Annotated in this window: 16 protein-coding genes and 3 pseudogenes; 8 read left to right on the top strand and 11 right to left on the bottom strand. The window is 30.5% G+C overall.

All coding sequences use genetic code 11. The annotated features are described in order from the left end of the window. Nucleotides 1-63: 63 nt before the first annotated feature. Nucleotides 64-693, top strand: coding sequence for a protein-L-isoaspartate(D-aspartate) O-methyltransferase (gene pcm, locus AT682_RS01080; protein WP_002851780.1), 630 nt, complete (start codon nt 64-66; stop codon nt 691-693). An 18-nt stretch (nt 694-711) separates the two neighbouring features. Here pcm and argD read toward each other — a convergent pair whose 3' ends face one another. The 11 genes and pseudogenes from argD to AT682_RS01010 form a co-directional block, all read right to left on the bottom strand. Then, a complete protein-coding gene (gene argD / locus AT682_RS01075; protein ID WP_079263850.1) occupies nt 712-1,899 on the bottom strand; it encodes an aspartate aminotransferase family protein in 1,188 nt (395 codons plus the stop codon). Nucleotides 1,900-1,902: 3 nt separating this feature from the next. Beyond that, a complete protein-coding gene (gene argB, locus AT682_RS01070; RefSeq protein WP_079263849.1) occupies nt 1,903-2,748 on the bottom strand; it encodes an acetylglutamate kinase in 846 nt (281 codons plus the stop codon). A 3-nt stretch (nt 2,749-2,751) separates the two neighbouring features. Continuing rightward, a complete protein-coding gene (locus AT682_RS01065) occupies nt 2,752-3,198 on the bottom strand; it encodes a GNAT family N-acetyltransferase (protein ID WP_002860626.1) in 447 nt (148 codons plus the stop codon). A 9-nt stretch (nt 3,199-3,207) separates the two neighbouring features. Then, nucleotides 3,208-4,236, bottom strand: coding sequence for an N-acetyl-gamma-glutamyl-phosphate reductase (gene argC / locus AT682_RS01060; protein WP_002882277.1), 1,029 nt, complete (start codon nt 4,234-4,236; stop codon nt 3,208-3,210). An 80-nt stretch (nt 4,237-4,316) separates the two neighbouring features. Continuing rightward, nucleotides 4,317-7,853, bottom strand: a pseudogene (gene vvfC, locus AT682_RS09655) (autotransporter serine protease VvfC). Nucleotides 7,854-7,894: 41 nt separating this feature from the next. Further along, on the bottom strand, nt 7,895-8,986 hold the full coding sequence (locus AT682_RS01035) for a DNA adenine methylase (RefSeq protein WP_002869494.1): 1,092 nt from the start codon (nt 8,984-8,986) through the stop codon (nt 7,895-7,897). Nucleotides 8,987-9,024: 38 nt separating this feature from the next. After that, on the bottom strand, nt 9,025-9,543 hold the full coding sequence (gene infC / locus AT682_RS01030; protein WP_002851726.1) for a translation initiation factor IF-3: 519 nt from the start codon (nt 9,541-9,543) through the stop codon (nt 9,025-9,027). Further along, nucleotides 9,540-11,348: a threonine--tRNA ligase gene (thrS, locus tag AT682_RS01025; RefSeq protein ID WP_002882272.1), complete on the bottom strand. Its 1,809-nt coding sequence runs from the start codon at nt 11,346-11,348 to the stop codon at nt 9,540-9,542. The genes infC and thrS overlap by 4 nt, the downstream gene beginning before the upstream one ends. A gap of 130 nt (nt 11,349-11,478) precedes the next feature. Next, nucleotides 11,479-12,282 carry an undecaprenyl-diphosphate phosphatase gene (gene uppP / locus AT682_RS01020; RefSeq protein WP_002882271.1) on the bottom strand — a complete coding sequence of 268 codons (804 nt, stop codon included), beginning with the start codon at nt 12,280-12,282 and terminating at the stop codon, nt 11,479-11,481. Between the two features lie 73 nt (nt 12,283-12,355). After that, nucleotides 12,356-14,353 carry an OPT family oligopeptide transporter gene (locus tag AT682_RS01015; RefSeq protein WP_079263848.1) on the bottom strand — a complete coding sequence of 666 codons (1,998 nt, stop codon included), beginning with the start codon at nt 14,351-14,353 and terminating at the stop codon, nt 12,356-12,358. 182 nt (nt 14,354-14,535) lie between these two features. Then, nucleotides 14,536-15,883: pseudogene (locus tag AT682_RS01010) on the bottom strand (CitMHS family transporter). A gap of 242 nt (nt 15,884-16,125) precedes the next feature. Between AT682_RS01010 and AT682_RS01005 the strand changes: the two are divergent. The 7 genes and pseudogenes from AT682_RS01005 to purF all read left to right on the top strand — a co-directional run bounded on the left by AT682_RS01005 (nt 16,126) and on the right by purF (nt 22,039). Beyond that, on the top strand, nt 16,126-16,467 hold the full coding sequence (locus AT682_RS01005) for a DUF4878 domain-containing protein (RefSeq protein WP_002882269.1): 342 nt from the start codon (nt 16,126-16,128) through the stop codon (nt 16,465-16,467). Then, nucleotides 16,451-17,055: pseudogene (locus AT682_RS01000) on the top strand (YiiX/YebB-like N1pC/P60 family cysteine hydrolase). Before AT682_RS01005 ends, AT682_RS01000 begins: the two are co-directional and overlap by 17 nt. 63 nt (nt 17,056-17,118) lie before the next feature. Beyond that, entirely contained in the window at nt 17,119-17,466 is a 348-nt protein-coding gene (locus AT682_RS00995) for a hypothetical protein (protein WP_002882267.1), read from the top strand. A 134-nt stretch (nt 17,467-17,600) separates the two neighbouring features. Continuing rightward, nucleotides 17,601-18,728: a hypothetical protein gene (locus AT682_RS00990; protein ID WP_002882266.1), complete on the top strand. Its 1,128-nt coding sequence runs from the start codon at nt 17,601-17,603 to the stop codon at nt 18,726-18,728. After that, entirely contained in the window at nt 18,728-19,909 is a 1,182-nt protein-coding gene (locus AT682_RS00985) for a replication-associated recombination protein A (protein ID WP_002882265.1), read from the top strand. Before AT682_RS00990 ends, AT682_RS00985 begins: the two co-directional genes overlap by 1 nt. 62 nt (nt 19,910-19,971) lie before the next feature. After that, nucleotides 19,972-20,700, top strand: a complete 729-nt coding sequence (gene dapB, locus AT682_RS00980; protein WP_002882264.1) for a 4-hydroxy-tetrahydrodipicolinate reductase — start codon at nt 19,972-19,974, stop codon at nt 20,698-20,700. 1 nt (nt 20,701) lies between these two features. Then, nucleotides 20,702-22,039 carry an amidophosphoribosyltransferase gene (gene purF, locus AT682_RS00975; protein WP_002882263.1) on the top strand — a complete coding sequence of 446 codons (1,338 nt, stop codon included), beginning with the start codon at nt 20,702-20,704 and terminating at the stop codon, nt 22,037-22,039. Nucleotides 22,040-22,041 lie beyond the last annotated feature (2 nt).

The following is a 22,041-nucleotide window of genomic DNA, read 5'->3' as shown; positions in this document are numbered from 1 at the left end:
CTAAGTTTAACTCTATTTCAACTTTTTTAGTTACAATTTTTATTTAAATTTATAGGAGAAGTAATGAACGCATTTGAACAAAAAAGATGTCAAAATATGGCTGAAGAAATTGCACAAAAAGTTTTTATCAATGAAGAACTTTTTAATGCTTTTTGTCAAATTCCGCGTGAAATTTTTTCTCCTTTAAAAGCCCATGCTTATCGCCTTGATGCTTTGCCTTTGGCAAATTCTCAATGGATTAGTTCACCTTTAACTGTAGCTAAAATGACTATGGCCTTAGATTTTAAAAATGCTGATAGTATTTTAGAGATAGGTTGTGGAAGTGGCTATCAAGCTGCGATTTTAAGCAAAGTCATAAGGCGTGTTTTTACCATAGAACGCATAGAAAATTTAGCCAAAAAAGCCGCTCAAACTTTCAGAGAATTAGAACTTTTTAATATCAATGTAAAATTTGATGATGGGCAAAATGGCTGGAAAAATTATGCTCCTTATGATAGGATTTTATTTTCTGCTTATGCGACACAAATTCCTGAAATTTTACTCGATCAATTAAGCGATGACGGGATTTTAGTCGCTCCTATTTTACACAATGGCAAACAATTCATCACACGCCTTAGAAAAAATGGCACAAATTTACAAAAAGAAATTTTAGAAGAATGTTTATTTGTGCCTATAGTAGATGGAAAAGAATAAACTTTTTTACAAAATTTATTAAAAACTCTTTAGAGCCTTTCTTAACTTTTCGCTCATTTCATCAATATGTTCTTTTTGCAAAATTAAAGGAGGTAAAAATCTCAAATCATTCTCTCCACAACTTATCAGTAAAAGTGCATTTTCTTGGCATTTTTGAATGACCTTGAATACTTTTACACTTTTATCAAGACTCAGCCCTTGCATAAACCCTAAACCTTTGCGTTTTTTACAAAAATCAAATTCTTTGATCAACTCATCTAAACTTTGCTCTAAATAAGGCGTGAGTTTATTGACATTTTCTAAAATTTTTTCTTCTTTAAAAATTTCAAAAACTGTATTCACTCCTGCACAAACCAAAGGATTTCCCCCATAAGTGCTACCATGATCGCCCGCTTCTAAAGAATTGCTTGCTACCTTTTGATTTATTACAAAAGCACCCACACTAAGCCCACAACCCAAGGCCTTCGCTGAAGTCATGATATCAGGCAAAATTTGTGCGTGCTCATAGGCAAAAAATTTTCCACTTCTACCCATACCACATTGAATTTCATCAGCGATTAATAATATATCTTTTTCATCGCAAAGCTTTCTTAAGGCTTTGTAAAAATCTTTATTTGCAGGATTTATCCCACCTTCTCCTTGCACGCTTTCTAAGATAATGGCACAAGTTTTTTCATTTACCAGTTTTTCAACGCTTGAAATATCATTATATTTTGCAAATTTAACCCGTGAAATTAAAGGCTTAAAAGGCTTTTGATATTTTTCATTAGCAGTAAGCGATAAAGCCCCTAAAGTACGCCCATGAAAAGAATGCTTAAAAGCGATAAATTGTCCACTCTTAATGCCTTTGTTAAAGGCGTATTTTCTAGCTGTTTTCATCGCTCCTTCTATACTTTCTGTACCAGAATTTGTAAAAAAAACACGCTCTAAAGCACTAGCTTTGGCTAAATTTTTAGCTGCAGCAGCTATATTTTCATTATAATATAAATTGCTAGTATGCAAAAGCTTATCCACTTGCGCTTTGATTTTGGCATTAAATTTAGCATGATTATATCCTAAAGCACAAACACCTATGCCACTTGAAAAATCAAGATATTTTTTAGCCTTATCGTCAAAAAGATAAACCCCCTGCCCTTTTTCTAAAACTATATCAAAACGCTTATAGGTAGGGATAATATGACTTTGTTCTTTATAATCCATTTTCATCCTTTAACCCACCAAAGTGCCTATACCTTCATCGGTAAAAAACTCAAGCAACAAAGAATGTTTCACACGCCCATCTAAAATATGTACCTTTTTGACTCCATTTTCACAAGCATCAATGCAAGATTTTAATTTTACATGCATACCACCTTCTATTTTAGGAGCTAAAATTTTAGCCTGTTCAAGGCTGATTTTAGAAATTAAAGAATTTTTATCATTAAAATCCTCATAAAGCCCTGCAGTATCAGTTAAAAAAGCAAGTTTTTCAGCCCTTAAAGCCTTAGCGATCGCACAAGCTGCGTCATCAGCGTTGATATTATAAGTATTAAAATTCTCATCCATGCCAATAGGAGCAATGATAGGTAAAAAATCTTTTTCCAAAAGCTCTTCTAAAATTTTCGAATTTACCTTTTGTATCGTGCCAACAAAAGCTAAATTTTCATCTTTTTTCACACATTCTAAAAGCGCGCCATCTTTACCACAAAGCCCTATGGCTTTAACTCCTAAATTTTGCAAACTATGGACTAAATTTTTATTGATATGATTTAAAACCATACTGGCTACTTCAGTAGTGGCTTTATCACTAACCCTAAGACCGTTTTTAAACTCACTCTTTACGCCCAATCTTTCACACATAGCAGAAATATCTTTTCCCCCACCATGTACGATGATAGGATTTAAACCCACAAGTTTTAAAAGAGCTATATCTTGCATCACGCAATGCTTTAGCTCTTCATTTTCCATAGCTGATCCGCCGTATTTTATAAGTATAATCTTGGAATTAAATTTGCGTATATAAGGCAAAGCTTCGATTAAGACATTGGCTTTTTCTAAATATTTTTGCATGATCATTCCTTAAGCATTAAAGCTGGTTTGATTATACTCATTTAAAGAAAGATCGTAATAATTCGCATCCTCTCTTAAAGTAAAACCATAATGTTTCCAAAACTCATTGCCTAAATCATTGTTTTTAAAAGCGATTAAGGCGATTTTATTAATCTTTTGAGCTTTTAAAGCCTCAAGACAAAATTTAGTCATCTCGTGTGCTATACCCTTTTTTCTATGATCTTTATGCACACATACATGATAAAATCCCCCTGTGCGTCCATCATGCCCGCAAAGTATGCTTCCTACAATTTCTTCATCAATCACTGCTACAACGCTAAGATTTGGGTTTCTATCTAAAAAATTTTCTATATTTTCTTTGCTATCATCAATGCTTCTTATCCCAAAGCCTTTTATCTCACACCAAAGCTTATAAACGGCTTCATAATCGCTTTTTTGCATAGCTCGTATTAACATTTCTATCCTTTACAAATTTGCAAAGAATTTAAGTCCTTCATCTTCATCAAAATCAAACATTAAATTCATATTTTGAACAGCTTGTCCTGCTGCACCTTTGATTAAATTATCAATAGCACCAAGCACAATAACACGCTTTGTACGTTGATCTATACTAAAATTTATATCCGCAAAATTGCTTGATTTAACCCACCGAGTCTGCGGAAGCGACTGCGGCGGTAAAAGCCTTATGAATTTATTGTTTTGATAGTATTTTGTATAAATATCGCGTATATCTTGTTCTTGCAAGTCCTCTTTTAAATTTGCATAAGCACTGATTAAAATTCCTCTTTGCATAGGCACAAGATGAGGGGTAAATTGTAGAGTGATTTTCTCTTTGGCCGCATAGCTTAAATGCTCTTCAATTTCAGGAGTATGGCGGTGCGAAGCTAAATTATAAGCTTTGATATTTTCATTAACTTCACAAAAAAGATTTTCCACCTTTGCACTTCTTCCTGCTCCACTTACTCCGCTTTTTGCATCAATAATAACTGAGTTAAAATCAATAATCTTTTCTTTAAAAAGCGGATAAAGACTTAAGATAGAACAGGTGGTATAGCAACCTGGATTTGCCACCAAACTTGCTTTTTTTATCTCTTCTTTATAAAGCTCGCAAAGTCCATAAACTGCATTTTGCAAAAGCTCTTGATTAGGATGAGTGAATTTATACCAAAGCTCGTAATCTTTAGGATTTTTAAGACGAAAATCCGCACTTAAATCAATGATTTTCATCTTTTTTAACAAATTCTTATTTAAAAGCTTAGCACTAAATTCATGCGGAGTAGCCAAAAACAAAAGATCAAGCTCAAGTTCATCTAAATTTTTATTTTCAAAACATAAATTTAAAGGGGTATTCGGATAAAGATCTTGATAATTTTGTCCCGTGCTAGAACTCGAACCTAAATAAGAAATTTCAACTTTGAGATGATTAAGCAAAATGCGTACAAGCTCATTGCCCGCATAACCACTCGCTCCTAAAATCCCAACTTTTATTTTCATCTTTATCCTTTAAATGTAAAAGTAAGTATTATAAACAAAAAAACTTAAAATAAAAATACAATTTTTAAATTATTTTTTATTTAAAAACTATATCTTAAATTAGCATTTACATTCCAATCCACATTTAAATCGCCAAAAAATGTCTTTTCAAATTCGAAACTAAAGCGTGTTTTATCATTAAGCTTATAATCACTTCCTAAATTTATAAACATTCTTTGATCTTTTTTCCTTCATATCTTCTCTGACTTGCTTGATCCTCTAAAATTTGATCTCCTGTTTTAATCAGATCTGCATATAAACCAAGTCCTGTTCTAAAATTTAAATTTTGATTTTGACTTCCTATGAAAAATGCTGTTTTTGCGACTAAAGGAATATAAAAAGATCGTTTTAAACTAGCAATATCTCCTTTTAGATCCATAGCTTCTACATAACCACTGATAAATTCCAAACTCGGCTCAAGATAAATTTTATCATAAGTTTTTCTATAACCTAACTCAGCACTTAAGATAATATTATGCGAACCATCATTATCATCTAATCTACCTTGATTTCCTGGAATAAAATTTGCATTTACTTCATTTTGATAATAAATATATCTTAAAACAAAATCACTATAAAAACCTTCATAAACAAGAAGCTAAAATACTGTCCTATTCCATAACCATTTAATTTCGCACTCAAATCAGTAGCACTTAAATTCATATTTGTATAATTGATCATTACTCCACTGTAAAGCTCGAAATTCGAATACTCGTTTAATTTATCATATCCGCTTTGAATTTCAAAGTATTTTCCACTATTATACTCATCGCTCGTACCGCCTCCAAAAGTTCTTAACCATACACCACTTTCATAAGGATTATTGCGTAATTCTCCCATTCTTTTATGCATATTATTCCATTCTATCATGGAGCCTAAAGTAGCTTGAGTAAGTATAGATTTAGCTTTTGCAATAGCTTGAGTATTATCATTAGTAAAAAAATACTCATCTTTAATTTTAGAATCAATTTTTTCTAAATTCCACTGGGCAAAATTTTCTTCATTATAAGAAAAAACAACATTTGGAGTATATGTACTAAAACCTTGCTCCACATTTGGTATAGTAAAAAATTCCTTTGTTAAATGTTTATTTTAGCTAGTAATATATTTAAACCCTCTTTTTTACTAGGATTATTAAGAAAATTTAATACTAAAGTATTATTTACTCCTTGCGTGCTTTCCTTAGAATTAATATAATCTGCTTTAGAATTTTCAAAATCCACATTGATTTTAAATATTGTATTATTTGCATTTAATCTGTTTGTATCAACTTTCCCATAAATAGCACTTTTTTCTGCTTGAATATTACTCATTTGTATATTAGACTCAAACAAAGAATCTTTGATTACAAGATTTTTTTGTGCATCATCAACACCTTTAATATTACCGCTAAAAACTATGTTTTGTAAAGTAGCATCAGAATGATCAAGATTTAAATTTCCACTAAAATAAACCTTTTCTATCTTAGCATTTTGGGTATTTTTAAGATTTTGCTCAAATCCCATTTCTTTACCAACTCCTGTTTGTGCAGCGTCTCCATAAAAACTATCTTGAACTTTATCAGTGATATTTTCCCCATCTTTTTCATCGATCCACAAATTTTTACTTCCAAGCTCTATTTTGGAATTTTTAGCATTAAGATTTTCTACTTTTAAGCTTGCATTACGCCCTAAATAAAACTCGCTTTGATCTAAATTAAGCTCTTTTAAAACAAAAACCCTATCTTCCCAATCTTCTTGTGCAAAACTTACAGGTTTGGTTAAAGCGCTTAAACCTTGCTCTTGAAGTTTTTTAGCTTGTTTTTCGCTCACATAAGCGTGTATGCTAGGATGTCCTTGAAAATTTAACTTGGCGTTTTCTGCCTTAAAAACACCTTCTTTATTGTAAATATTGCCATCAAAAATCAAAGCTTTATCTGTATTAGCACTAATTGTTATGGCCTCATCTGAAAAAATATTGCCATGATAAAGATAATTTTGCTTGTTTTCTAAATTTAAATTTGCCCCTGCTTTAGAGCTTGTGATAAAAACATTATTAGAGTTAGCTTTAATTTGATCAAATTTTAATGTTAAGCCCGATAGATCCAAAGTTCCACCATTCATATAAATTTCACCAAAACTCAAACCTTCACCCTCAAGACTTACCTTGCCTTCACCCATTCTAAGTCCTGCATCCACACTTTGACTTTTGACAACAAGCTCTCCTTCGCCCATTTTATAAAGAAAATCATCTTTTTTGGTTTTAACATTATATTCTACACTTGAACCTTTATCAGCGTAAATTCCGCCATGTATAAGCCATTTATCGCCTGTTATTTTCCAGTGTGAATTTTGTTCAAAATTTAAAACACTAGCACCTAAATCCACATCGCTATTTAAATTTATACTTCCATTTTGAGAAAAATACAAATCCTTGCTATTTTGCATTTCTTTGATTCTATCATCATATTTAGCCTTATCACCAAAAACATTTTCATAACTTACATAACCCGCATTAGTCCCAGAAATCAAACTTACATTTTCTATTTTTTTATCATCTTTCATCAAACCTTCGCTACTAAGTGTATAAGTTCCAGATCCTATGGCTATTTTATGAGTATTTTGAAATTCATGGATCTTTACTTGATTGATCAAAGCATAATCAACCTGTGAACAAGTATATCCATCAGTAAAATGGGCATTACAATTACTCGTACTTACTACACCTACTAAATACCATTTTTTATCAATCTTATCATAAACATAAACTCCACTTCCAGAATCCCCAGGTGTTGAAGAACTTGTAAAAGGATTTCTTTTATCATTGGTATAATTAAGAAATTGCAACTTAAAACGCTTATCTTCAGTATTTTTAGGAGCTAAACTGACAAAACCTCCTAAATTGATTTCATTAGAATCAAAAATCTTAATGGGTACTTTATTTGTATCTTCAAAACCTAAAGCTACAATACCACTTCCCTCTCTTACAAAATACTCATAACGCGAACTATCAAAAAGCTTGCCTTTGCCTTTTGAATAATCACATTTTCCACTTTGACAACTATCCCAAAATGGATCCTTGTATTCATAAATATCTCCACCATCGCCAGAATTTTTTTCAATAAGATTTAAATCTTTACTCAAATTTGCACTTTTATTGAGACTAATCTTACTCATTTTTAAAACAGCAAAATCCACATTTTCTTTTTTATAAGTAAAATTTACGATTCTATTTGCTACCCCTCCAAAGTGTAAAACACTACCTTGTTTCACATAGCCTTTATTTACTTCCCAGTATTTAAACTTGTACTCATATGAGAAGCACTGACTATATAAGATTATCCTATATTGGTAAATTCTCCTTGGAATTTTCCTCCACGATTTGAAGTAGAAAAATCAATCATAGGCACATTAAAAGAGATATTTTGACTAGGATTTTTTGCTAAAATTTAAAAGCCAATTTGACCTACTTGAAATTTGCCTTTATTACTGGCAAAATCAAGATATTCTTGAAAATAACTTTGGATCAATAGCTGAAGCAAAAAGATAGTTAGAAAAACCAAATGCCATTAATGTACAAAAAGATAATTTTAGTTTCATAAATCCCTCCTCATTTTTAAGTGCAATTTTAGCACGAAAAACTAATTTTTAACTAAAATATAAAGTTGCTCATGAAGATGGATATTGCGATTTTTAAGATTGCGAGAAGCTCTAAAAGTATTATATTTTTGCTCTAAAATCCGGCATTTTCCAAGAGTGCTTAAGCGCTTTAAAAAAATTTCTTTTTTTACAAAACCTTCACAATTATAAGAAAGTAAAATCACTCTTGCTTTTAAATCATTAATAAGTTCAAATAAAGCATCTTGGGCAAATTTTGACTTATTAAAAGTACTGCGGTTCCAATCCTTTGGAATGCCACTGATTTTAGAAATTTCTTCAGGTTTTTTATAATTTGCAATTAAATTTAGCATAAAATAATTAGAACTATAAGGGTGCTGATTATAAGGGGGGTCAAGATACACTACATCAAAAAAATCAAGTTCTTTTGCAAGCATGTTTGCATCCTTTTGCATCACTTCAAATTCACAAGAAAAATTTGAAAAAATAGGCATTTTAAGCTCTATTTCTCCTTTAATGCGTTTAAGTGCATTTTGTCCTTCGCCACCAAATTTTCCGATGCCATCCTTACCCTTATAAAAACCTTTAAAAACTCCGCTAGTATTTGAATGAACACTGGCTTCATAAATCAAAGGAGCTATAAAGAAATGCCTCAATTCTTTTGGAATTTCATTTTCGATTTTTTGCCTTATAGTATCAAGATATAAAGCATTTTTAAAAGTATAAAAAACCCTTTCATTTTTTTTAATATCATCATCATCTTTTGGAGCATAAAGCTCACTGATAAAACCTTTTTGAAAATCTAAATTTTGGATTAAATTTTTATAATACTTTTTTATATTTTGAAGTAAATCTTTGTCTTTATTAGCAAGATAACACTCATTGATGAGTTTTGAATAATCCTCTAAATCATTGGCTAAAATATAATTTGAGTGCGCTTTTGCAAAACGACTTACAACACCTGAGCCACTAAATATATCACAAAAACTAAATTTATCTTTACCAAGTTCTTTTTTAGCTACCTTAAAGCCCTTATTTAAAAAACTTAAAAGCGCTCTTTTATTTCCAAGATAAGTTATAATTTGCTCTTTTAAAAAAGAAGGATTTTCTTTCAAAATTTAAAACCTTTAAAAGCCTTATCCACAAAAGTGGATTAAGCTTTTTTTGGAGTTACAAGCATATTTACATAACGACCTTCAAAATTTGGCTCTTTGTCACGATTAGCTTCATTTTCTATCATAGTCCAAATTTTTTCAAGCAAAGCTACACCTGCTTCAGGAGTTGCCATTTCACGTCCTTTTAAGAACACACGAAATCTCACATGCTTACCTTGTTCTAAAAATTCTAAAGCATGTTTTACCTTGTAATTAATATCATTTTGAGCAATTTTTACAGAAAGTTTGATTTCTTTTATATCAATCACTTTTTGTTTTTTCTTTGCTTCTTTTTGTTTTTTCTCTTGTTGATAACGGAATTTACCATAGTCCATGATCTTGCAAACAGGTGGCTTAGCATCTGCAGCTATCATTACAAGATCAAGTCCTAAACGATTTGCAATTTCTAAAGCTTCATCACTACTGATAATACCATAAACTTTGCCATCATCGCCAACACATCTGATTTCATCCGCTCTTATTTCTTCATTGAGCAATACTTCTTTTTCTTTACTCAAAAGTGTACCTCACTCATTTTCTCCTTAACTAATTTAATAAATTCGTCCAAGCTAAGATTTTTTTGTTCTTTAGCTCTTCTATCTCTTAAAGCAACGCTACGCTTTGCCACCTCATCATCGCCTAAAACTAAAATCATAGGTAATTTTTGCTTTTCAGCGATACGAATTTTTTTACTTAAGCTCTCATTTTTTTCATACACCTCGCTATCGATATTAAGCTCTAATAATTCTTTTTGAATTTCTTTTGCGTAAGCAATATGTGCTTCGCCTATTGGCACTATACCCACCGCAGTTGGTGCGATAAAAAATGGAAACTCACCCGCACAATGCTCGGTTAAAATTCCTATAAATCTTTCAAAAGAACCTAAAATCGCACGATGCAACATTACAGGTTGTTTTTTTTCATTATCACTATCAGTGTATTCAAGTTTAAAACGACTTGGCAGGTTAAAATCTACTTGTATGGTTCCACATTGCCACTTTCTTTTTAAAGCATCGGTGATTTTAATATCAATCTTTGGCCCATAAAAAGCCCCGCCACCTTCATCGATGCCGTATTTTAAACCTTGTTCATCTAAAGCTTCTTTTAAAGCCTTAGTCGCTATTTCCCAAATTTCATCATCACCTATGGCTTTTTCAGGTTTAGTTGAAATTTCCATTTCATAGCTAAAATCAAATAATTTCATCAAATTATCCACAAAAGCTAAAATTTCTAAAACCTGCTCTTTAATCTGACTTGGCATACAAAAAATATGTGCATCATCTTGAGTGAATTCTCTCACTCTAAAAAGTCCATGCAAAACCCCACTTTTTTCATGACGATGTACCACGCCGTATTCAAAAAATTTCAAAGGCAAATCACGATAACTTCTTACATCACTTTGATAAATTTTAATATGTCCCACACAGTTCATAGGCTTAATGCCATATTCTTGTTCATCAATTTGTGTAAAATACATATTTTCTTTATAGTTTGCATAATGCCCACTGATTTTCCATGCATCTGCTTTTAAAAGTTCAGGCCCACGCACAGGCTCATAACCACGTAAACGATGGATCTTATAAAGCATATGTTCAAGTTTAGATCTAAGTCTTGCACCGTTACTCAACCAAATAGGAAGACCTCCTCCGATCTCATCATCAAAAGTAAAAAGCTTAAGCTCTGTTCCAAGCTTTCTATGATCACGTTTTTTAGCTTCTTCAATAATGGTTAAATACTCTTTTAAACTTTCCTTATCTGCAAAAGCGGTACCATAAATTCGAGTAAGCATTTCTCTTTTTTCATCGCCACCCAAATACGCTCCTGCAACACGAGTGAGTTTAAAAAAGCGTAAAAATTTCGTATTTGGCACATGAGGACCACGACACAAATCTTCAAATTCACCTTGTTTATAAATACTTACAGCTCCATCAGGAATACGCAATAAAACTTCTTGTTTTAAATCATCATTTTGAAATTTAGCCAAAGCTTCGTTTTTTGTGATTTCATATTTTAAAATTTCAATCTTTGCTTCAGCAAGTTCTTTCATCTTTTTTTCAATTTTTACTAAATCTTCTTCGCCAATCTTACTTTCCACACGAAAATCATAATAAAATCCATCTTCTATAACAGGACCAACGAAAAATTTAGCTTCAGGATACAAACTCTTAATCGCCTGTGCCATTAAATGCGCACAAGAATGACGGATTACCTCTAAACTTTCTTTAGAATTATCAAAATAAATTTCTTTTAAATTTGTATTTTTCACACTTTGAGAGTCAATTATTGTCTCATTGTCCAAATACGCAATAACTTCTTTTTCCATATTTTTAACCCTTTGTCGCTCACTTACCCTGTGAGTGTTTATAAAGTTCTAATTTTAACTTTCTAAGACTTAATTATTTTTGAAATTCAGCTTATTTTTAAAAAAATCTTAGAATAAATTTAATATTTATTTATAGCTTAAATTCACTTCCAGTATTTAAAATCCCACTATAATACAAATAAAAGAAAATAAATCCTAAAATAATGCGATAAATTCCAAAAGGGATAAAGTCAAATTTAGAAATAAATTTTAAGAAAAATTTTATAACTAAAACCGCAACAACAAAAGCAGTGATAAAACCTATGCCTAAAGGAATTAAAGAATTTGCATTACTCAGTAATTCAAGCTCTTTATAAATACTATAAGCTGTAGCAATAATCATCGTTGGAATAGCAAGCAAAAAACTAAATTCAGCAGCCACTTTTCTATTAAATCCTAACAAAAGCCCACCAATAATACTTGCTCCACTTCTTGAAGTGCCAGGAATCATGGCTAAAGATTGAAAAATACCTATACAAAAAGCTTGTTTAAAACTTATTTCTTCTAAGAAATTGATACGATATTGTTTATTTTTGTGCGCAAGTTCTATAAGAATAAGCACAACACCACCAAAAATGAGCATTCCAACCACAACCCAACCATTAAATAAAGCATTTAAGTATTTTGCCACAAAAAGCCCTATAACTCCAGTAGGAAAAAATCCCACTGCAAGTTTTAACCAAATATCAAGCCCTTGAAACAATTTACGCCAAAATACAAAAATTACCGCCAAAATAGAACCAAGCTGGATGATAATCAAAAAACTTTTCCAAAACTCATCTATATCAATACCTAAAATAGTCGTACCTAAAATCATATGTCCTGTTGAAGAAACAGGTAAAAACTCAGTCAGACCTTCTATAATTCCAAGTATTAAAGCATATAAATTTTCCATTTTAATCCTTGAATGATAATTGCAAAAGAAAAATTATATCAGAATGGATTAAATGGGGTTTTAACCCCAAAAATTAAGCATCTTTTTTAACAATACGCTTAATAAAATATAATACAACTCCCACAAAAAAGATAAGTGCGAAAAGCTCGCTATCATGAAAATTTGCTAAATTTAAAGCTAAAGGATTTTCACTACCACCCATACTTACTGAAAATACAGTAATTCCTGCGATAATTACCCCAAAAATACTTTCACCCACTATAAGCCCTGAAGCAAAAAGCGTGCCTCTTTGCTCACAACTTGCAAGTTTTTCTTCTTTATGAGAATTTTTTGCATATTTTTTAGTCAAGTATTGCATTACAATATATTTTAAAATTCCGCCTATAACTAAAGGTATATTTACAGCAGGCGGAAGGTAAATACCTATTCCAACGGCTAAAGGCGGCAAAGACATTTTCTGTGTTCTTCTTAAAATTTTATCTATAATAATCATTAAAATTCCTACAAATACACCAAAAGCCATATAACCCCACTCTATATTGTGATGAAAAATTCCTTGAGCGATAGTACTCATTAAATTCGCTTGCGGTGCTGCTAAAGCCGATGAAGCATCCATACCTTCTCTTGGCATTGCTCCGACAAAACCATAAGCTTGATAAAGCAAATTTAAAACAGGAACTATAGCCAAAGCGCCAAAAACACAACCTACAAGTAAAGCAACTTGTTGCTTCCAAGGAGTAGCTCCGACTAAATGTCCTGTCTTTAAATCTTGTAAATTATCATTCGAAATAGCAGCTGTAGCCAAAATAACACTAGTAGTAAAAATAGCTAATGCTACTGCAAATTTAGAAAGCATAGGATCTTGAAAAAGTTCCACACCTAAAACCAAAAAAACAATAGAAGAAATAATAACACCAATAAGTCCGATTCCAGAAATAGGACTAGAAGAAGATCCTACAAGTCCTGCCATATATCCGCAAGCTGCTGCAACAAAAAAACCTATTAAAACAGAAACTAAAGTTCCAACAAATGAAAATAGCATTTGATAATAAATACTTAAGTTAGCATCTTCAACAAAACTATAAAAAGTAATAAATAAACCCACAACCATTAAAACAAAAAGTATAAAAATACTTTTTAAAGAAAGGTCTATATTTGTTCTTTCATTTTTTTCTTGATTAGTAATTTTAACATTTTTAACAATTTCTTTAATACCTTCAATAACGGGTTTTAAAAGTTCTATTAAAGTCCAAAGCGCTGCTATAGCAATAGCTCCTGTTCCTATAAGCCTTACTTTAGAACTCCATACACTAGAAGCTAAATCTACGGCATTTTTTACACTATCGAATTCAAAATTTGAAAGATAGGGAGTAAAAATACCCCAAGCTAAAAACATACCTACAAAAAGAGCTATAGCACCTGCTAAACCAACTAAATAACCTGCTCCTAAAAGTGCCAAAGAATATCCCATAGAAAAACCAAAAGCCATTTTATTCCAAATAAAAGCAAAATTACTCTCACTTGCAGCGAGTTTAAAACCATTGCTTAATAAACTAAAAATAGCAGCTATAAAAGAGCCTAATGCTATTTCTTTAATGCCTTGTTTTCCTTTTTTATTACTCTGATCTTTATTGGCTACTTTTAAAATTTCAGCTGCGGCTCTACCTTCAGGATAAGCAAGTTTACTTTCAACCACCATAGTCCTTCTTAATGGTATAGTAAAAAGCACTCCAAGTCCGCCACCACAAAGACATATCATAAAAGTTTGCCAAAGTGGAAATTCACTCCAATACCCACACATAAAAAGCCCTGGGATAACAAAAATAACTGATGATAAAGTTCCTGCTGCTGAAGCTTGAGTTTGAACCATATTATTTTCTAAAATATTTGAAGTCTTAAAAAGACTCAAAACCGCCATGGAGATGACCACAGCTGGAATTGATGATGAAAAAGTAAGTCCCACTTTTAACCCCAAATATACATTTGAAGCTGTAAAAATAATAGTTAAAATACTTCCCAAAATCAAACCCCTTAAGGTAAGTTCTGGTAAATTTTGTTTTTTGTACATCATTTCTCCGTTTTAAAATTTACTTTCAACTTAAAAAATATTCTTATAAGTTTAAATTTATAATTTTTCTCTAAAGCAAAATAAAATAATACAAAAAAACGCTTATATTTTTATAAATTTTTGACTCAAAAATATCATAAAACAATGAACCAATCATTGAAAAATCAAAAGTTCTTTTATTTTAATTATATTATCCCAGCTACCTCAGCAAAAATCAAACAAATAATACTTATACCCCATATATAAAAAAAGCTTCTTTTGATATGATCTTTAATATTAACCTCTGCTAAACCACAACCTAGCAAAGTTGCAGGCACAACAGGAGAAATAAATGTCGCACAATTTCTTGCTATCACCATGATAATAGCTATAGTCAAAGGTTCAGCGCCAAAAGCCTTAGTTACACTCAAAACTATAGGCATCACTCCATAAAAATAAGAATCTGTACAAAAAATAATTGCCATTGGAACAGCCAATATCCCTACCATTAAAGGAATATAAGCACCTAAATAATCTGGAACAAAATTTAAAATCAAAACACCCATTTTCTCCATAATACCACTTTTATCAAATACGCCTATTAATATCCCAGCACCAATTAAAGTAATATACATAAGCATTGCACCACCACTTGCACGATCTAAAACTTTTTTAGCTGTTTTTAAATTAGGATAATTAAGCGGTAAAATTATTACAAGTCCTATCATAAAGCAAATATAACTAGGAATAATACCGCTAATTAAAAGCCCAATAACCCCAATAGCTACAAGTAAATTTAACCAAAACCATTTTTCATTATGGTGTTCGCTTTTTTCTATATTTAAATTTATTCCAGACAAGTTACCTGCACCTACACCTCTTTTTATTTCTATCTTAGCAATCCAAATTGCCAAAAGAAGGGATAATACCAAACCTACAATCTGAATAGGTATAATATGGTGCCAAAGCAAATTTGCATCCATTCCTATATTAGTAGCCGCTCTTAAAGTAGGACCACCCCAAGGAATAACATTCACAACCCCCATAGCCGAAGTAATAATCAATAACATTGAAGTCTTTCTTATACCTAAACGCTCATAAATAGGTAATAATGCAGGTATTACAATAAGAAAAGTAGAAGCACCTGAACCATCTAAATGCACAGCAGCAGCAATAAAAACAGTAAGAATGCAAACTTGATATACATTAGCTTTCATTTTTGATAAAAATGCATTTAAAATTTTAGTAAAAAAACCACTTGCATTTAAAACACTAAAAAAAGAGTATAGAAAAAACAAACAAAGCTGCCGTATCCGTTACACTTTTGACTCCATCTTTAATAAAAGCGACCAATGTTTTAATATCAAAAACACCTCCTTTAACCCCTAAAGCTACACCCACGCCAAAACCAAGCCGTTCAAGAATAAGTAAAATACAAGCTACACTAATACTTACACTTATAAAAGCTAATGCTGGAGTAGTATAATCTTTTAGCAAAAGCCAAACTATCAATCCTAACGAGAAAAAACCCAATAAAGCTAAAAAAATTTCCATATCCTATCCTTTTGTATCATTTTTATTCGATAATAAAATAGGATATTTTAAGTCCAACTTATATGTGTTTAAATTTATAGCTTTTTGAAAAAAATATATTTTCTAATGTAACCATTATAAACAAGAATAAAAAAATAATTTTGAATTATTTTGCTATAATTATGAATATTTTAATTTATACTATCAAAGGAAAAAATGAAATTTTTTAAACTTTCTTTCTTGGCTTTAGTTGCCTTTTTTTAGTGGCTTGCGGTTCTTCAAATCCTGAAGATTTAGCTAAAAATTTTACAAAAGATCTTTACAGTGGTGATACTAAATCTGTTATGAGTTACATTGATCTTAGCGAAGCTAAAAGTGATGAAGAAAAAACATTTGTTAGTGGTAAAATCACTCAAGTTGTTGCTGAAAATGCAGCCAAAGCAAAAAGAATGGGTGGTGTTAAAGATATTCAAATTGAAGAAAAAACAATCAATGAAGATTCTGCTAAAATCAGAGTTTTGGTGTTATTTAACAATGATAATAATCAAAGCAGCAATGTTTTTCTTGCTAAAAAAGATGGAAAATGGCTTGTTTTACTTAAATAAAATTTTATATTTTTTCTTAATTTTATTTTTATTGATTGGAATTTTGGGTTTCTTTATAAATTCCAATCCTTCAAATCAAATCATCAAAAACCCTATCTACCTTTTCTTGAAATAGGCGATCTTGTCTTTCGTGCAGGAATAGGAAGTGAAAGTTTTTTAATAGAAAATTTAAGTCAAAACCCTTATTCTCATATCGCTATGGTAGTTAAAACTTCTCCAACTATACTCATACATGCTACAACAGATGATGACAAAAATGCTAAAAACCAAGTTATCTTAAGCTCTATGGATGATTTTTTAAAACTGAGTCATAAAATTGCTATTAAAAGATTAAAATTTGATGAAAAAACCAAACAAAAAATAGTTACTAAAGCTTTGGAACATTTAGGCAGAAAATTTATCATAAGTACAGATAAAGATGCTTTTTACTGCACTACTTTTTTAGAACAATCTATTAACTCCATTACCCCATTTCATCTTCAATATACTCTAATCAAAGCTCCTTTTAACGAAGGTTTATATCTTTTTCCACAAACTTTTTTTGAAAATAATCAAAGCGTATTAATTTATGAAAGTCAAAATTTTTAATTTCACATTCACTTCACTTAAAAATTTTATAATGTCATCACTTTACATTAAGGAGAAATAATTATGAAAAAAAGTATTTTATTCGCATCAGCACTTTTAGCTAGCTCAATGCTTTTTGCAGATAGTCTAAAACTTGAAGGTACTATTGCACAAATTTATGATAACAATAAAACCTTGCTTATTGACTCTACTTATGGCGGACAAATGGCTATAAAAGTTCTACCAAATACCGAAATAGAAATGGATGATTGTGGTATTTTTGGAACAGATAAATATGGAACTTTTAAAGATTTACAGGTTGGAAATTTTTTAGAAAGTAAAATTTCTTATGGAACACCTGCTACACCAAATACTCAGGCTATTCCAGTAGCTAGAAAAATTGAAATTCAATGTTATAAAAAAGCTTATTAATATAAATCCCTTAACAAGGGATTTATAAAAATCATTCTTTGCCAAACTACTTCATCACTCTTAAATAAAAATTTAAACTCTTTTTTAACAAGCAATTTATAAAATAACACTTATATTTTCATCTAAGGCAAATAATGAAAAAATGGATTTTTATTGTTTTTTGTTTTATATTGGGTTTTATTATTCATATATTTTATATAGGATACACTAACGAACTTTTATTTAATAAATTTATTAAAAACAGCAATCCTGATTATACAATTACAGATATTTACTTCAAAAAAGGTTTTTTAACCTCTAAAGGAAGTTTTACTTTAAATCACTCTCATACACAGCTTTCAACCAAAATCAACCTTAAATTTAATAATTATTTTTTCTTAAATAAAATTATAAAAGGAAATTTTACAAATCCTTTTGATTTTTTAGATGAAGTGTTAAAAAACAATAAATTAGGAACTTTTACTCTCAAATTACACGATAACAACTCTAAAATATTTCTAAATATTAAAGATATAAATTTAAGCAATGAAGGCGGAGATACCATCATAAACGGCGGATATATTGAAGCTTTAATGAATAAAAATTTAGAAATTAAAAACATTAAAATACATTTTGATATGATTAATTTTTCTCAATTTTATACTAAATTTGTATTGCAAAATTTAAATTATGAACAATTTTTTAACAATCCTGTACAATTTTATGAGTTAAATTTATTTAGCAATAGCCAACAAGAGATCAACTTTAATTATCTTATGTTAGATAACAATAAAATCAATTCTTTTTATAGCAAAAATCAAGTAAATTTTAATGAAGAAAATTCAACAATAAACTTAAACATACAAGGAAAATCCAATGAAATTGATATTGATCTTAAATCTTTATTGGGTCAGAATTTAAATTTTGACAAAACAAAATTTAATATAACCATAAATAAATTTCTTTACTCAAATTTCAATATCTCTCATTTTATTCAAAAAAATCTTGATCTAGAAATACAAAATTTAGTTCTTGAAAAAAATAAACAAAATATCAGTCTACAAGGCAATTTAAATATTAACAACTCTTATCAAGCAAAATTACAAGTTATCAGTTCAGATGAGCCTGATGAAATTTTTCCTTGGACAAAAGATTATGGAGGTTTAAATCAATATTTTTTAAAAGAAAATAATAACTTTTTTCTAAATTTATCTTATGATAACTTAGCCAATCCTCAGCTAAAAATTAATGGTAGTGAATTTTCAAATATGGATTTAAATTAATGAGCCTAGCTTTGACCTTTCGCCCTGAAAATTTTGATGATATTTTAGGACAATATGAGCTTATAGAAATTTTCAAAAAATTTACTGCTTTACAAAAACTTCCTCATAGTATTTTTTTTGGAACAGCAGGTTCTGGAAAAACAACTTTTGCTAGAGTTGTAGCCAAAGAATTTGGCTTAGATTTTTATGAATTTGATGGAGGAAATTTTAAACTCGAAGAACTAAGAAAAATTTTAGATAATTATAAAAATAGTCTTTATAAGCCTTTAATTTTTATTGATGAAATTCACCGCCTTAGCAAAACCCAACAAGAAATGCTTTTAATTCCTATGGAAAATTACCGTTTAATTTTAATCGGCGCAAGCACTGAAAATCCCTATTTTGTTTTAAGTTCTGGTATAAGAAGTCGTTCCATGCTTTTTGAATTTAAATCTTTAGGGGTAAAGGAACTTGAAACTTTACTCTTGCGTGTACAAGAAAAAATGAAATTTAGTATTGATAAAGAAGCTAAAGATTTTCTACTTAAAAGTGCTGATGCAAGAGCTATGCTAAATTTGCTTGAATTTGTCTTGGTTTTAGATGAAAAACATATCAGTCTTGAAAATCTTAAAAAACTTCGCAACACCATAAATAGTGAAGGTGTTAGCTCAAAAGATACACATTATATTTTAACAAGTGCAATGATAAAAAGTTTACGCGGAAGTGACGTTGATGCAGCTATTTATTATCTTGCAAGACTTATTGATGCAGGAGAAAGTGCGGATTTTATCGCTAGGCGTTTGGTGATTTTTTCAAGTGAAGATATCGGAAATGCCGATCCAAATGCTTTAAATTTAGCGGTTTCGACTCTAGAAGCTGTTAAAAATATAGGTTATCCTGAAGCAAGAATTATCCTAGCCCAATGCGTAGTTTATTTAGCAAGCACAATCAAATCTAATGCAAGCTACAAAGCTATCAATGAAGCTTTAAACTATGTAAAAAATAATGAAGCTTTAGAAATACCTAATTATCTTAACAACAATCATCAAGAAAAACAAAACTATCTTTATCCACATGATTTTGGTGGCTGGGTAGAGCAAAAATATCTTAGTAAAAATTTAAAATTTTATCATAGCAAGGGCTTAGGAGAAGAAGTAAAATTGTTAGATAATTTATATAAATTAAAAAACCATAAAGCTTAATTTTATTATTTAAAATTTACAAAATAAATGCTAAAATCAATATTTTATTTTCAAGGAAAAAGATGATTAAAATAGGAATTTATGGCGCTAAAGGACGAATGGGAAAACAGATTAAAGAATGTTTAAAAAGCGAAACACAAGCACAAATTTCGATACTTTATGATAAGGGTGGAAATTTAGAAGAGCTTTTTGAAAAAAGCGATGTGATTATTGATTTTTCTTCCCCAAGTGGAACTCATAAGCTTTTAAATTATGCAAGAACTATGCCTAAACCTTTGGTAATAGGTACAACAGGGCTTGATGAGAAAATTTTACATTTGATGCAAAGTGCTAGTGAAGTGATGCCGATTTTTTATGCGACCAATATGTCTTTAGGTGTTGCGGTTTTAAACTATCTTGCTAGTAAAGCTAGTCAAATGTTAAAAAATTTTGATATAGAAATTTTAGAAATGCATCATCGCCATAAAAAAGATGCACCAAGTGGTACAGCTATGACTTTAGCTCAAAGTGTAGCAAAAGCTAGAAATTTAGAACTTGAAAAAGTAAGAGTAAGTGGAAGAGATGGCATTATAGGTGAAAGAAGCAAAGATGAGATTACCGTGATGAGTTTAAGGGGTGGCGATATAGTAGGACGTCATACAGTAGGTTTTTATGAAGATGGAGAATTTTTAGAACTTAATCATACCGCTACTTCAAGGGCGACTTTTGCTAAAGGTGCGATTAAAATCGCTATTTGGCTTAGTAAGCAAGAAGCAAAAATGTATTCAATCAATGATTTTTTAGGAATTTAAAATGTGTGCAGTTGTAGGAGTTATTAATTCAAAAAATGCTAGTACTTATGCGTATTATGCGCTTTTTGCTATGCAACACCGTGGGCAAGAGGCAAGTGGTATTAGTGTGAGTAATGGTAAAAATATTAAGACTATTAAAGCTAAAGGTGAAGTGAGTCAAATTTTTAATCCTGATAATCTAAAAACTTTAGAAGGTGAAATCGCTATAGGGCATAATCGCTATTCTACAGCAGGAAATTCAAGTTTAAACGATGCCCAACCCATAGTAGCTACTTCAGTTTTAGGTGATATTGCTTTAGCACATAATGGAAATTTAGTCAATAAAGAAGAGGTAAGATCAAGACTTATTCAAGATGGGGCTATTTTTCAAACCAATATGGACACAGAAAATGTTGTCCATCTTATCGCAAGAAGCAAGCAAGAAAGTCTAAAAGATAGATTTATTGAGAGTTTAAAAGAATGTATAGGAGCTTATTGTTTTGTTTTAGCAAGCAAAGATAAACTTTATGTTGTAAGAGATCCTCATGGGGTGCGTCCTTTGTCTTTAGGGCGTTTAAAAGATGGAGGCTATATAGTTGCTAGTGAAACTTGTGCTTTTGATCTTATAGAGGCTGAATTTATTCGTGATGTTAAACCAGGGGAAATGCTTATTTTTACTCAAGGAAATGATAAATTTGAAAGCATAGAACTTTTTTCTCAAACTCCTAGAATTTGTGCTTTTGAATACATTTATTTTGCTAGACCTGATAGCATAGTAGAAGGCAAAAGCGTGTATGAAGTGCGTAAAAAAATGGGCGAAGCTTTAGCTAAAAAATTTGCTTATAAAGCAGACTTTGTCGTGCCTGTGCCAGATAGTGGAGTAAGTGCAGCTATAGGTTTTGCTCAATATTTACAAATCCCTCTTGAAATGGCAATAGTAAGAAATCATTATGTAGGAAGAACTTTTATAGAGCCAACTCAAGAGCTTAGAAATTTAAAAGTAAAATTAAAGCTTAACCCTATGCGTAAAGTTTTAGAAAGTAAAGAAATCGTAGTCATTGATGATAGCTTGGTGCGTGGTACTACTTCTAAAAAAATAATTTCCTTACTTCGTACTGCAGGAGCAAGCAAAATCCATCTTGCCATAGCTTGTCCTGAGATCAAATTTCCTGATACTTATGGTATAGATACTCCAACTTTTGAAGAACTTATCAGTGCAAATAAAAATGCTGAAGAAGTGCGTGAATATGTAGAAGCCGATACGCTAAGTTTTTTAAGTATAGAAGAATTAACTCAAAGTATAGGCAATGAAAGGAAATATTCTTTAATCAGTTTTGATGGAGATTATTTTATTAAATAATT

The sequence above is a fragment of the Campylobacter jejuni genome (assembly GCF_001457695.1).
GTDB lineage: Bacteria > Campylobacterota > Campylobacteria > Campylobacterales > Campylobacteraceae > Campylobacter_D > Campylobacter_D jejuni.
The sequence above is the reverse complement of the archived record's forward strand: the minus strand, read 5'-3'. Positions and strand labels throughout refer to the sequence as shown.